The sequence below is a fragment of the Paracoccus isoporae genome (assembly GCF_900101865.1).
GTDB lineage: Bacteria > Pseudomonadota > Alphaproteobacteria > Rhodobacterales > Rhodobacteraceae > Paracoccus > Paracoccus isoporae.
The window spans coordinates 22,636-35,268 of the sequence record NZ_FNAH01000011.1 but is presented as its reverse complement, the minus strand read 5'-3'; the positions used below and the strand labels follow the sequence as shown (position 1 = coordinate 35,268).

Annotated in this window: 18 protein-coding genes; 10 read left to right on the top strand and 8 right to left on the bottom strand. The window is 60.9% G+C overall.

Annotated elements, in window-relative coordinates:
- Position 1 precedes the first annotated feature (1 nt).
- From BLT73_RS14565 to BLT73_RS14530, 8 genes are read right to left on the bottom strand one after another with little or no spacing between them, the layout of a single operon-like run.
- Positions 2 to 784 (bottom strand): ZIP family metal transporter, encoded by a 783-nt coding sequence (locus tag BLT73_RS14565; RefSeq protein ID WP_090525017.1) that lies wholly within the window; start codon positions 782 to 784, stop codon positions 2 to 4.
- Positions 785 to 806: 22 nt separating this feature from the next.
- A complete protein-coding gene (locus BLT73_RS14560) occupies positions 807 to 1,265 on the bottom strand; it encodes a DUF411 domain-containing protein (RefSeq protein WP_050532589.1) in 459 nt (152 codons plus the stop codon).
- Between the two features lie 3 nt (positions 1,266 to 1,268).
- A complete protein-coding gene (locus BLT73_RS14555; RefSeq protein WP_090525015.1) occupies positions 1,269 to 2,642 on the bottom strand; it encodes a M23 family metallopeptidase in 1,374 nt (457 codons plus the stop codon).
- Positions 2,639 to 3,265 (bottom strand): SCO family protein, encoded by a 627-nt coding sequence (locus tag BLT73_RS14550; protein WP_067920035.1) that lies wholly within the window; start codon positions 3,263 to 3,265, stop codon positions 2,639 to 2,641. The genes BLT73_RS14555 and BLT73_RS14550 overlap by 4 nt, the downstream gene beginning before the upstream one ends.
- Positions 3,265 to 3,735, bottom strand: coding sequence for a copper chaperone PCu(A)C (locus tag BLT73_RS14545; protein ID WP_008327335.1), 471 nt, complete (start codon positions 3,733 to 3,735; stop codon positions 3,265 to 3,267). Before BLT73_RS14545 ends, BLT73_RS14550 begins: the two co-directional genes overlap by 1 nt.
- 22 nt (positions 3,736 to 3,757) lie before the next feature.
- Positions 3,758 to 4,417 (bottom strand): DsbA family protein, encoded by a 660-nt coding sequence (locus BLT73_RS14540; RefSeq protein ID WP_090525012.1) that lies wholly within the window; start codon positions 4,415 to 4,417, stop codon positions 3,758 to 3,760.
- A complete protein-coding gene (locus BLT73_RS14535) occupies positions 4,414 to 4,836 on the bottom strand; it encodes a disulfide bond formation protein B (RefSeq protein WP_046002647.1) in 423 nt (140 codons plus the stop codon). Before BLT73_RS14535 ends, BLT73_RS14540 begins: the two co-directional genes overlap by 4 nt.
- 5 nt (positions 4,837 to 4,841) lie before the next feature.
- Positions 4,842 to 5,408 (bottom strand): SCO family protein, encoded by a 567-nt coding sequence (locus BLT73_RS14530; RefSeq protein ID WP_090525099.1) that lies wholly within the window; start codon positions 5,406 to 5,408, stop codon positions 4,842 to 4,844.
- Positions 5,409 to 5,621: 213 nt separating this feature from the next.
- Between BLT73_RS14530 and BLT73_RS14525 the strand changes: the two genes are divergently transcribed.
- The 10 genes from BLT73_RS14525 (at position 5,622) to BLT73_RS17660 (ending at position 12,471) form a co-directional block, all read left to right on the top strand.
- Complete coding sequence (locus tag BLT73_RS14525; protein ID WP_090525097.1) at positions 5,622 to 6,050, top strand: MerR family transcriptional regulator; 429 nt, start codon at positions 5,622 to 5,624, stop codon at positions 6,048 to 6,050.
- Positions 6,051 to 6,132: 82 nt separating this feature from the next.
- Entirely contained in the window at positions 6,133 to 6,753 is a 621-nt protein-coding gene (locus BLT73_RS14520) for a cation efflux transmembrane domain-containing protein (protein WP_067920036.1), read from the top strand.
- 69 nt (positions 6,754 to 6,822) lie between these two features.
- Positions 6,823 to 7,593 (top strand): transglutaminase-like domain-containing protein, encoded by a 771-nt coding sequence (locus BLT73_RS14515; protein ID WP_067920038.1) that lies wholly within the window; start codon positions 6,823 to 6,825, stop codon positions 7,591 to 7,593.
- On the top strand, positions 7,583 to 8,548 hold the full coding sequence (locus tag BLT73_RS14510; RefSeq protein WP_007803480.1) for a cation diffusion facilitator family transporter: 966 nt from the start codon (positions 7,583 to 7,585) through the stop codon (positions 8,546 to 8,548). Before BLT73_RS14515 ends, BLT73_RS14510 begins: the two co-directional genes overlap by 11 nt.
- Positions 8,520 to 8,882: a SpoIIAA family protein gene (locus BLT73_RS14505; protein ID WP_050532584.1), complete on the top strand. Its 363-nt coding sequence runs from the start codon at positions 8,520 to 8,522 to the stop codon at positions 8,880 to 8,882. Before BLT73_RS14510 ends, BLT73_RS14505 begins: the two co-directional genes overlap by 29 nt.
- 302 nt (positions 8,883 to 9,184) lie before the next feature.
- On the top strand, positions 9,185 to 9,880 hold the full coding sequence (locus tag BLT73_RS14500; RefSeq protein WP_236628310.1) for a hypothetical protein: 696 nt from the start codon (positions 9,185 to 9,187) through the stop codon (positions 9,878 to 9,880).
- A 313-nt stretch (positions 9,881 to 10,193) separates the two neighbouring features.
- Entirely contained in the window at positions 10,194 to 10,772 is a 579-nt protein-coding gene (locus tag BLT73_RS14495; protein WP_236549773.1) for a DsbE family thiol:disulfide interchange protein, read from the top strand.
- Positions 10,769 to 11,290: a TlpA family protein disulfide reductase gene (locus tag BLT73_RS14490; RefSeq protein WP_067631003.1), complete on the top strand. Its 522-nt coding sequence runs from the start codon at positions 10,769 to 10,771 to the stop codon at positions 11,288 to 11,290. Before BLT73_RS14495 ends, BLT73_RS14490 begins: the two co-directional genes overlap by 4 nt.
- Positions 11,291 to 11,405: 115 nt before the next feature.
- Positions 11,406 to 12,107, top strand: a complete 702-nt coding sequence (locus BLT73_RS14485; protein WP_348348220.1) for a cytochrome c biogenesis CcdA family protein — start codon at positions 11,406 to 11,408, stop codon at positions 12,105 to 12,107.
- A 4-nt stretch (positions 12,108 to 12,111) separates the two neighbouring features.
- The gene (locus BLT73_RS17660; RefSeq protein WP_245727350.1) at positions 12,112 to 12,471 is read left to right on the top strand and encodes a class I SAM-dependent methyltransferase; all 360 of its coding nucleotides are present in this window, start codon (positions 12,112 to 12,114) and stop codon (positions 12,469 to 12,471) included.
- The last annotated feature ends 162 nt before the right edge of the window (positions 12,472 to 12,633 follow it).

Below are 12,633 nucleotides of genomic sequence, written 5' to 3'. Positions count from 1 at the left end.
CTTATCCCAGCCAGACGTCGAGGAACAACATGATCACAAGACCAACCGCGAGGCCGAGCGTCGCCCTGTTCTGATGTCCGGACCGGTGGGTTTCCGGAATGATCTCGTGGCTGATGACATAGAGCATCGCCCCTGCTGCGAAGGCGAGACCCCAAGGCAGCAGCGGTTGCGAGATGCCGATGATACCCGCGCCGATGAGCCCGCCGACGGGCTCGACGAGACCGGTCAGGGCGGCGATGCCCCAGGCGCGATACCTGGAATAGCCCTCGCCGAGCAACGAAACCGCCACCGCCAGACCTTCGGGGGCATTCTGTAATCCAATACCGATCGCAAGTGGCAACCCGCCCGACAAACCGTCAGCCCCGAACCCGACGCCGACGGCAAGCCCTTCGGGAAAATTGTGGATAGTGATCGCGATGATGAAAAGCCAGACGCGCCGCAGCGATGCGGCGTCGGGACCTTCCCGCCCCGTCTTGAAATGTTCATGCGGCAGCCGTTCGTTCATCAGAGCGACCGCGCCCATGCCAAGCAGGATCGCAACACATACGATGGCCGCCGGGAGAGCACCGTTGTCGAACTGTCCTTCAGCTGCGTCGAGAGCCGGGATGATCAGCGAGAAGAACGAAGCCGCGAGCATGACACCCGCCGCGAAGCCAAGCAGCAGATCGCGCGTGGCCCGGGACGGGATGCGCCCAAAAAGAACGGGGACCGCCCCGACCGCGGTCAGCGATCCGGCGGCCAGGCTTCCAAGAAAGCCAAGCGCTATGGGGGAGAGGGGTTCCAATTGTTAAGGTTCTGCCGCGAGTTCAGTCAGGAGCCGAGTAGCTGGTGTAGACCTCGGTCGATCCGTCTTCGTGGATCAGGAAGACATCGTAAGCCTCCCGGTCGTCCTCCGGTCCCATGCCGGGCGACCCGTAGGGCATTCCCGGCACCGCCAGGCCTACCGCGTCTGGCCGGTCCTCCAGCAGGCGTTGGATGTCAGCCGCCGGCACGTGGCCCTCGATCACATAGCCGTCGACCAGAGCAGTATGGCAGGACACCATGCGCTGCGGCACGCCATTGTCGAGTTTGAAGCGCACAAGAGATCCTCCGAACATGTCCTCGCCCATCGGCGCGAAGCCATTCTCCTCGAGGTGCTTCATCCAGGACAGGCAACAGCCGCAGCCGTTTGTCTTCCGGACGTCGATCTGAATCGTCTCTGCGACGGCCTGCGCCGCGGGAAGCAAGGCAAATGCGATGGCAAGGGCGGGAGTAAATCGTTTCATGGATCAAAGCCTTTCGGTTGTCGTCTGTGCAAATTCGCTGGCGAGCCTCTCAGCAAGAAGTGAACGCGCCTCACGCAGTCGCTCAAGCGCGGCCGTGTCGTCCGCTTCACGCTCGGCCGCCTCTGCCAATCGGTCGTCAGAGAGAGGGTCGGTTGGGCGACCGTCCACCAGCACTTCGTAATGTAGGTTGGGGCCTGTCGCGGTACCCGTCGCACCGACCCGCCCGATCATATCTCCGGCCATCACGCGTTGCCCTTGTGTGAGCCCGTCCGGTACGGCGCTCAGATGCGCATAGCGCGTCAGGGTGTCGGAGCCATGAGCGATCTCGACGACCCGGCCATACCCACCGCGTCGGCCGATGAAGCGAACGCGGCCCGGCGCCGTCGCCTGTACCGGCGTGCCGCGCGCCGCCGCGAAGTCGACCCCTGTGTGCATCCGTACATTGCCGTAGACCGGATGGGTGCGGCGCCCGAACACAGAACTCAGCCGTGCACCTTCGACCGGTTGCGCAAACACGCGCAGGACTTCTCCGTCGACATAGATCGTCGCTTGGCCGCTGCCGTCGTTCGGCCAGACGATTTCATAGACCGAGCCATCGATATCCAGTGCGGCAAAGGCAAGCTCGGGCTGACCAATCCTCTTATTCCCGTCTCGGGCCTCGCGCCAAAGGAGGCGCATCGTCTCGCCACCCGCAAGATCACGACGGAAATCCACGGTGCCGCCCAGCATCTGCGCCAGGTCCACCGCAAAACGGGCGGGGATGTCTGCCGTGTCTAGGGCGGCGAAAATCGAGCTCTCGATCACCGCCTCGCCAGCGAAAGTCACCAATTCGGGATCCGGCTCCAACACGCGGGCGGCAAGCTGTTCGCCGAAGACCGCCTCTATCCGGACACCGTCATCGACGGCTAGTTCTACACGACGCGGGTTGTCGTCCGTTGTGGAAACCACGGTAATGATGTGACCCGGACGCAGACGGCGCAGATCGTATTCCGCGCCAATCGCCAAGGCGATTTCGGCGCGATCCGAAGCATCCAGCCCCGCATCGGAAAGGACCGCATCAAGCGTCTCGCCCGACGCAATCTCGCGCGACCAGGTGACCAGCTGGGGCTCGATAGATGGCAAGGAGGTATCAGCGGGGGAAACGGTCAGGAGGGGCCGGGGTCTGAACTCGAATGCGATATCTGCCTGGGCGAGTGTAGGGCGGACCGAATTGGTTTCGGTAATCCGAGGCGGCGCAAGCGGATCGGGAGTCCAGAGGGTCGCTTCAGCAATCGCAGGGGGCACCGGTTCTTTGGACAGAACGCCAGAGATGGCGATGGCGGTCACCGAAAATGCGCCTGCGACCGCAACGGCCGCCAAGACAATTCTTATCTTCATGTTGCCCCCTCTACGTCTTCTGTCAGTGCGCGCCGGATCTTCGGCACCGCGAATTCTCTTGGCTCGTGATAGTCGATCATGGTGACGAGCTCACCCTCGGCATCGAACAGGAATACGCCTGCCGTATGGTTCATCGTATAGCCGCCGCCCTCAGTCGGGACGCGCTCAAATGAGGCACGAAACCCTTCTGCAGCGCGGGCAATCTGGTCTTCCGGCCCCGTCCAACCACGAATGACCGGATGAAAATAGCCGACATATTCGGCCATGGCCTCGACCGTGTCCCGCTCCGGGTCGACCGTGATGAAGACCACGTTCATCTCTGATGCTTCGTCGCCCAGTTCCTCAAGCCAGCCGGAAATATCCGATAGGGTCGTCGGGCAGACGTCCGGGCAGTAGGTGAACCCGAAAAACACCATTGTCGGACGACCGATCAGGTTGCCAGGCCCTACCTCATTTTCCTCGTGGTCGGTCAGCCGGAACTCCATCGCCGATAGGGGCAGGGGCCGCTGCCCTTTTGGTTCAGGCGCACCGGGCCCGTCCACCCGCCACCAGCCCACGAAGAGCGTCAGGCCAAGAACGCCGGCACCGGCTGCGCCGTATAGAAGGAGCTGCCGACGTTGCATCAGCCCTCCGGTCCACGCGCGGCGATTCCGAGGATTGGGACCTCGACCGTCACCTTGCCGCCATCCGAGAAGGTCAGTGTCAGCGGGAAATTCTCGCCTTCGGTCATCGGCTCTTGCAGCTTCATGAGCATGGCGTGCAACCCGCCCGGCTCCAATGCCACGCTTTGGCCGGGCTCAATCGTGATCTCGCCTGCAGGTGCCATGGAACTGACGCCATCGGAGTTGGTTTTCGACTCATGGATCTCGGGCATCATTGCCAGCGGTGTCGCAAGTCCGGTCAGCGTAACGGCGTCTTCACCCGTGTTGCGCACGGTCATATAGGCGGCACCTGGCCTGTTGACGCCGATCGAGGCGCGGGACCACGCATTCTCGACCACGACATCCTCCGAACCGGCCAGTGCGGGGGCCGACAGCCCTGCAACCGTCAAAAGCACGGCCAATGCATTGGTATATCTCAACTTCTTCACCACTCGTTTCTCCTGCCTCCGCAAATCAGCTTTGGCTTGCCGCAACTTCCACTGCCACCAGCCTCCGCAATTCGGCCTCACCGAACGGATCGAGAGGCTTGCCGTTCACGAAGAACGTGGGCGTTTGGCGGACCCCGACTGTCTCGACATCGGCGCGGTCCTGGTTGAGCACCGCCACAACACCGGGGGCCAGCAACTGTGTCCGGGCAGCTTCGACATCCAGACCTCCGCTTGCTGCAATCTCAAGGATCAATCCGGGTGCCGGGGTCCCGTGAGACGCCCATCTGGGCTGCTCTCGCAAGACTGCCTCGAGCACAGGTTCAAACACGTCCTGCATGCGCGCCGCCTCGAGCACACGGATCGCTTCTACCGACGCCTCGCCGTGAAAAGGCGTATAGCGGATTACAACGCGCACCGCGTCTCCGTGCTCCGCCATGATATCCTCGACGACCGGATAGAAAGCGCGGCATGCCTCGCAGGCCGGGTCGAAGAATTCAACGATGGTTACGGGCGCATCCTCGGGCCCGAGGATCGGGGAATAGGGTCGGATCAGCGCGTTGGCCATTTCAGGGTCGATGGGATCGGACGCGGCAATCGGGTCGGGGCGGGTGGCATACCAGGCGGCCCCGCCGAAACCGGCGACCCCGAGCGCGAGAACGGACAGGATGAGGCCGCGTCGTTTCATTCTTGTGCTTCCTTCAGTGAGAGAGCCGACAGCAGCCCGATCACCACGAAGGCGACGAGCGCCATCAGAGGAATCGGAATGCCGAAGACCAGTTGATTGTCGTCAGTACAGGATGGGCCTGTCGCCGTGCAGGGCTGGATGCGTTCGGGGATCAGCTCGACATAGAGGCCGAGGTGCCAGAGCGCTATGGCGGCGCCCCCGATTGCCAGCGCGATCCCGTAGCGACCCACGCGCCGATCCTGCCACCACAGCCCGAGCCCGAGGACGATGGCCAAGGGAAACATGAAGGCACGCTGAAACCAGCAAAGCACGCAAGGTGTCTGCCCCAGAACCTCGCCGATGAAGAGCACTGCAAGCGACGCGGTGAGCGCGATGATCCAGGCCAGCCCGAGGGCCGTCTCTCCGGAAAGTCGGGTCATGACGATCAGATCCTCTCTCTCAGATCGGCGAGGATCTCTTCGGCGGGCGTGCCGTAGGGCCAGGAGGCCGCGAAGCCTGCTTGCGTGTCGAAAAGGAAAAGATGCGACGTGTGACCCATCGTGTATCCGCCCGGCGCAGTCGCCTGCTCGATCCGTTCATAGAATATCGGAAAAGTTTCGGATGTCGCGGCGATCTGCTCCGGTGTACCGGTAAGCCCGATGATCCCTGCGTCGAACATGGGCACGTACTCCGCTAAAGCCGTCGGCGTATCTCGCTCGGGATCGATCGTTATGAAAATCGGCTGAACCACTGCCGCCTCATCGCCCAGGCCCTCCATCACGGCCGCGACTTCGGACAGTGTTGTCGGACAGACGTCAGGGCAATTGGTGAAGCCAAAGAAGACCAGCATCCAGCGCCCTGCGAAATCTTCGTCCGTTTGGACAATGCCGCGATGATCGGTCAGTTCGAAATCAGCAAGAAACGGTGGTTCATTCTCGGCTCGGGCAAGGTCGGCACGGTAGTCGGACCATAGCAACAGCCAGATGAAAACGAACGCCGCCGCGCCCGCCAACACCCACAATACCTTCTGAAGACCTGAAAGCCTCACGCCGCTCCGCCCGAACTTGATTCTATATTTTGTGTGCGTTTACATCCTCTAGCTACTGTAGGTTCAAGCGTGATTGTCACCGATCGGCCAACAATCACCTATCTGTGAAACTCAGGTGAAGCTTGTGATGCGCACCGCATAAAGCTACACCCACTGTAGGTAATGTGGGGAGCGGAAATGCTGACGATTGGGACTCTGGCGAAGAAGACCGGAACAAAAGTGCAGACCATCCGGTATTACGAGCAGATCGGACTTATGCCTGAGCCCGGCAGGACCGAGGGGGGCCAACGACGCTATGGCGACGCCGAACTCGACCGCTTGTCATTCGTCCGGCACGCTCGGCAACTGGGCTTCTCGTTGGACGCGATCCGTGAGCTCCTCGATCTCAGCGATCATCCGGGAAAGTCCTGTGCAGAGGCGGATGCAATCGCCCGTCGGCAACTCAAACAGGTCGAGCAACGATTGGCGCGGCTCGAGGCGCTGCGGACGGAATTGAAGCGGATGATGCATGAGTGCAGCGGCGGACAGACTTCTGATTGCCGTGTGCTCGAGGTACTGCGCGACCATTCCGAATGCCTGACCGACCATGAAGAGATCGGCGCCTGAGCAATCTCGACGACCTTTGATCGGAACGCAAAAAGCCCGGTGTTAGTTACTCATTGGCAATTCACTAATTTGGATACCCGGCATGGCGGAGCAGAGAAACGCAACGGAAAGACGCACACTCTGGATCGTGCTGGGTCTTAACATCGGGCTGGCAATCGCTTTCTTCGCCTCGGGCGCATTCGGCGATTCAAGCGCGCTTATCGCCAATGGCCTCGACAATCTGTCGGACAGTTTCGTCTACGCGATCAGCCTCTTCGCGCTGTCCCGCTCCGCCAAGTGGAAGCGCGGAGCGGCGAACGTTTCGGGCGGCCTGCTGATCCTCTTCGCCCTTGGAATCCTGTATGACGCCTGGCGCCGCTACGTCGGCGGATCGGATCCTCTTGGCACGATCATGATTGTCATGGCGCTGGTAGCGGCGGCCATCAACGCACTTTGCGTCTGGCTGTTGGCACGGCTTCGCGATCCGGACGTGAACATCCGAGCGGCGAATACGTTCAGCTGGAACGACTTCGCGGCCAATCTCGGAATCGTCGTCGCAGGCGGGCTCGTAGCCTGGCTCGGAACGAATTGGCCGGACCTTGTCGTGGGCGTGATTGTCGCCGGCATCGCGGCCTGGGGTGGCGTCGGAATCCTGAGAGACGCGCATGGTGAACACCACAAGGCGGTGCACAATGACGATCAGGTAACCAAGGACTCGGCCTGAAATCGGGGCTTGAAGCTACAGTGACTGTAGCAACTACATATTCTCGTGAACGATTCGAGGAGATATCCCGTGAACCCCGCCGACCCTCATTTGGCCAAAACCCGGCTGCTGGATTTTGACGCGACCTCAATTGCAAAACTGATCGAGGAGCGCGGCTGGGCAGACCTTCCCAGCGACGACCGAATTGGGGCCATCTACGATTTCGTCAGGAACAAGATTACCTTCGGCTACAACCGCGCCGACGACATTCCGGCGTCCGAGGTCCTCGCAGATGGCCACGGGCAGTGCAACACCAAGGGCACGCTCCTCATGGCCCTGCTGCGTGGCGTGGGAGTTCGCTGCCGACTGCACGGGTTCACAATCCACAAGGCGCTTCAGAGAGGCGTCGTTCCGGAACTCGTCTATCCCCTCGCGCCGTCCGAAATCCTCCACTCCTGGGTAGAGGTGGACTTGGGCGACGGATGGGTCAATCTTGAAGGCTTCATCCTGGACGCGCCTTTCCTGCAGACGCTGCAGCAGAAATTCCGCGAGACGGATAGTCTGTGCGGCTACGGGGTTGGAACGGAGTGTCTGAGCGCCCCGCCTGTCACTTGGTCCGGCAATGATACCTACATCCAGAAAACCGGTATTGTTCGCGATCTTGGAACCTTCAACGCACCCGACGATTTTTACTCAAAGCACCGCCAGAACTTCGGATTTGTGCGCGACTTGCTCTATCGCCACGTCATCCGTCACTGGATGAATGCCAGGGTTCGCCGCATCCGCCGCGGAATCTTGCCGCCGGTCCCCGGATTCGATCGGCCGAACCACCGCCATGAGGAGACGAACCGTGCCGCATGATCACGGCCACGCCCACATCGATCCTCAATCCGGTGATCGTCGCGTCTCCATCGCCATCTGGGCCAACGGCCTCCTGACGGTCGCGCAGATCGTCGGCGGGATCCTTTCCGGCAGCCTCGCGCTGATCGCGGATGCCCTCCACAATTTCTCGGACATGGCGTCGCTGGTGATCGCCTTCTTCGCGCGTAAGATCGCTCGCCGCCCGGCGGACAAGCGCATGACCTTCGGCTATGGGCGGGTAGAAATCGTCGCAGCGCTCATCAACTACACGACACTTATCCTGATCGGCTTCTACCTGATCTACGAGGGTGGCATGCGCATGATCGACCCACCAGAGGTACAGGGCTGGACGGTGGTGATCCTGGGCGGTGTGGCACTGGTCGTCGACACGTTGACGGCGCTGCTCACCTATTCGATGCAGAAAGGCAGCGTGAACATCCGTGCGCTCTTCCTGCACAACCTATCGGACGCTTTGGCCTCCGTGGCGGTCATCATCGGCGGCTCGCTCATCCTCCTCTACAACATGCGGTGGGTCGACCCGGCGATCACCATCGGCATCGCTCTCTACATCCTCTACCTCGCATTTACCGAGATCGGCGGTCCGATTCGGACGCTGATGCTCGGCAGTCCACCGGACATCGATAATGAAACCGTCGTTCAGGCGATGCGGGGTGTGGATGGTGTCGCGGACGTTCATCACGTGCATCTGTGGCAGATGCAGGAGCACGAGGCGGCTCTGGACTGCCACGTCGTGCTGACAGCGGACGGCTGGGGTCAAATCGAAAAGATCAAGGCCGCGATCAAGGACCGGCTGAAGGACGATTTCAGCATCGGTCATTCGAGTCTGGAATTTGAGCACGAAGACCGCGCACACGAAAACGCTGACCTTTACGGTCACGGCAAACCGGAAAAAGAGGAGGAAAACCATGTTCACCGAGACACTGACAGCTCATGACGACACGATTGGCCTCGCCTGCGAGGGCAAGCTCAGCGAAAGCGACCTGAAACGGATGCACGCCCTGCTTCATGAGCGCCTGCAAGAGACAAGTAAGCCCGGCCTGGTTCTCGATCTCACGAGGTTCGAAGGCTACGATGGGCCGTCCGCTCTGCTCGAAGATCTGAAAATCGACACAGCCCATAGGAATGACTTCCGCCGCGTCGCTGTGGTGGGCGAAGGGGCTTTGTTGGAGTGGGGAACCAGGTTCGCCGACGTGCTGACCACGGCAGAACTCCGTCAGTTCGACCCGGCGGAAATGAAGGCGGCAATCGCCTGGGCAAGTGAAAGGTAGAGTAGCTTTCAATCAGATGCCTTCGCAGAAGACAGCATCTGTTCGAAACCATAAACAAAAGAGCTACAGCAGTTGCGAGACCCAAGAGCAATCCGAAAGTTCTGAACATGGTCGCTCCTTTCGCAAAGGAGTAACTTTGGTACGGTGGCACTGCCCTTGCCGGGGCATTATCAAATCGTAATGTTTTAGCGGCTCAGGGCGCCAGTTGGTTAACATAAACTTCATTATGCGTATTTATACTTAGTGTTGCGGTAGTATATTATCGTATATATGCTGGACTCCTCTCACGGAGGTTCCGCAGCATGCACTATCTGATCAAGAAGCTCCTCCCCTCGGTTGCAGTCGCTTTCACCGTGACTGGTCTTTCGCTACCAATGTCCGCCCGAGCGCAGACATACCCGATCGACTGCGCGATCCTCTTGTGTCTGTCTGGCGGCTGGCCCGCTTCCGTCCCTTGCGCCCGAGCTCGCGCCGAATTCATCAGGCGTATCACGCCTTGGCCAGTGGAACCGCCGCTGCAAATCTGGCGCTGTCCCATGGGCGCCTCCTATGAGGGCGATCGGCCACCAAACAACGCTGGCCGTATCTTTGAAGCCTTGTACTGGCCCGACAGCCGTCGACCGCTCCAATCCTTGCCAAGAGACAAATTCGTTCCCGCCGACCAGGCCCTCCGGCTCGTTCAAGATCGGGCGGACATCGATATCAGCGGACCTGAGTTCAATTTCGTACGATCCATCCGTGTCTTTGATGTTCGTTACGCGCGGCAATACGAAGCAGGAAGCGAAGGAGACTGCGAACGCTACGCCACTGTAGTCCTCGGCACTTATGGAACCCAAGGCGATTTCTCATGGCAGCGATCTTCTATAACTGCCCTGCCTGAGGCCCATGTGGGACTTGAACGTTGGGGCCAGAATTGCCCGGGTATCTATCACCGATCTGTCTTCGTCGATTGGCGTGACTATGATGGCAACTACGACTTCGAACAGGTGAACTACTAGCGCTGGCAAAGACAGCTTTGCCATCATGCTGCGAGAATTTGAGCGTGCTGAGTTGCTCAAATACCGGCTCTTCGCTGCTTTCGGTGCGCATGTCCGGAGAGCGGACGAAGGGGCCGTTCAGAGGTCTGAATTCAACGGCCTCTTCAGATACCGACCTTTCACTGATTTCTTACGAATCTAAACAGTAAGTATGGCTCGGGTCTGCGAAGCCGCGGCCAAGCCTCCCCCATCGTTCGGCATTGTGATCGGCGACGGTTTGCTTCATATCAGCGGTTGCTGATACCTTATTCCTTCCAAGCATTGATGGCAGGCTATGAGTTCGAAGGATAACCAAGAAAAGCGGCGCCGGAGCGGACGGCCGCTCATGATTTTGCCTATTCTTCTGTTTGGGTTGCTGGGCGTAGTCTTCTACTGGGGCCTCTGGAACAACGACGACCGGTTGCCCTCGACGCTGATCGGAAGACCAATCCCGGAATTCGCGCTCCCGCCCATCGAAGGGCGGCAGGACGGCCTAGCCTCGGCGAACCTGCAAGACCAGGTTTCTCTCGTCAACGTCTGGGCGTCGTGGTGCGTCCCCTGCCGCACGGAGAACCCGCTTCTCGTCGATCTTGCCGAAGCGGGCACCGTTCCGATCTACGGTATCAACTACAAGGACGATGCCGAGGAGGCGCTGGGTTTCCTCGAAGAGCTCGGCGATCCCTTCACCCGCATCGGCGCGGACCGATCAGGCCGCGTTGCGATAGACTGGGGCGTCTATGGAGTGCCGGAAACATACATAATCGACGCCGAGGGGCGCATTGCATACAAGCATGTCGGCCCCTTTGATCAGGCCTCGCTTGAGGAGGACATTCTGCCGGTCGTGCGCCGGTTGCAGGCTGAGAGCGACCCGTGAGGCGACGTGACGTCCTTGCCGGAGTCTTGGCGCTTGCGGCAAGCCCTGCCTCCGCCCGACCACCGATCCCTAATCACGGGACTCCGCGTGATCTCCTGTCGCCGCCTTTCGTGGATGGAGATGGACGGGATCTGACGCTGGCGGACTTCGAGGGACGTGTCGTGCTTCTGAACATTTGGGCGACTTGGTGCCCGCCTTGTCGCGAGGAGATGCCGACGCTCGACGCGCTGCAAGCGCGCCTCGGCGGATCGGATTTTCATGTTCTGCCGCTGTCGATCGATCGGGCCGGTCTCGAACCTGTGCGCCGCTTCTACCGAGAGACCGGCATTCGCAACCTCGATCTCTATATCGCGGAGGATACGCGCGCGATGCTGGCCTTGGCCGTGGTGGGTCTGCCGACAACGATTCTGATCGACCGCATTGGGCGCGAGCGGGGGCGCCTCGCAGGCCCGGCCGAATGGAACAGCCCCGAAGCCGTTGCGCAGATAAGCGCTCTTATTGACGAACGTAAGCAATAGGACATGGAAAAGCACGACGACCGCGCCAGCCGTTCCGCTCCGTGCGCACACGTGGTGGCGGTCTACCGATCAGTTTGGAGATGTGGATTTGATTGAACTTTCCGTTCTTGGACTAATGGCGGCATTGCTGGCCGGTGCCGTTTCCTTTCTGTCGCCCTGCGTGCTGCCGCTCGTGCCCGGCTACGTATCCTACGTTGCCGGACGTACGGTCACCGGCAGTGCAGCGCCTTCGAAGGGGCGGGCCGTCTGGCTCAGCTTCTGTTTCGTCCTTGGCTTCTCCACGATATTCATCGCGCTTGGGGCCTCTGCCACCGCGCTCGGTCAGACGCTGCTGCAGTGGCGCTACGAACTCAACCTCGTCGGCGGCGCGATCGTGATCCTGTTCGGTCTGTTCATGATCGGGGCAGCGCGCCTGTCGGCCATGGAGCGCGACCTGCGTTTCCATCTCGACCTGCCGGGCGGGCAACCGGTCGCCTCCTACGTGCTCGGACTCGCCTTCGGTTTCGGCTGGACACCGTGCATCGGGCCGATCCTCGGTGCCATCCTAACCGCCAGCGCGACAAGCGCGACGATTGGCGAGGGCGTCGCATTGCTTGCCGTCTACTCGGCCGGCCTTGGGATCCCGTTTCTGGTCGTCGCGGGGTTCACCGACAGTATTGCCGGCAGGCTGCGCGGCATCGGTCGTTGGGGTCGCCGCCTGCATCAGGCTGCGGGCGGCGTCATGATCCTGATGGGCCTGGCGATGATGACCGGGCGGTTGAGCGCACTGGCCTACTGGCTGCTGGACACCTTCCCTGTCCTTGCGCGGATCGGGTGAACAGATGCGACTGTACGAGAAACATATCCTCCCTCGGCTGACGCATCTGGCGATGGGCCAGGATCAACTTCTTCCCTACCGGCGCCGCGCCATCTCCGGGCTGCATGGGCGTGTGCTGGAGATCGGAATCGGCTCGGGCCTGAACATTGCGCTCTACCCCGAGGCCGTGCGCCAGATCATCGGTATTGATCCGTCGCCCGAACTCCTCTCTCGGGCCGCGCAAACCTCCCATGGACTGATGCCCGCGGCCGAGATGATCGAGGGCGTGGCCGAAGCATTGCCGCTCGAAGATCGCAGCGTCGATTGCGTCGTCGCCACCTGGACACTCTGCAGCGTTTCGGAACCGGAGAAGGCTCTCGCCTAGATCCGGCGCGTTCTCAAGCCGGATGGCGTCTTCCGCTTCGTCGAGCATGGCCTGGCGCCCGGACCCCGTATCCGGCGCTGGCAACGCTGGCTGACGCCTGTCTGGAAACACTGCGCCGGGAACTGCCATCTTGACCGCCCGACGGCCGACTTGATCGAGACA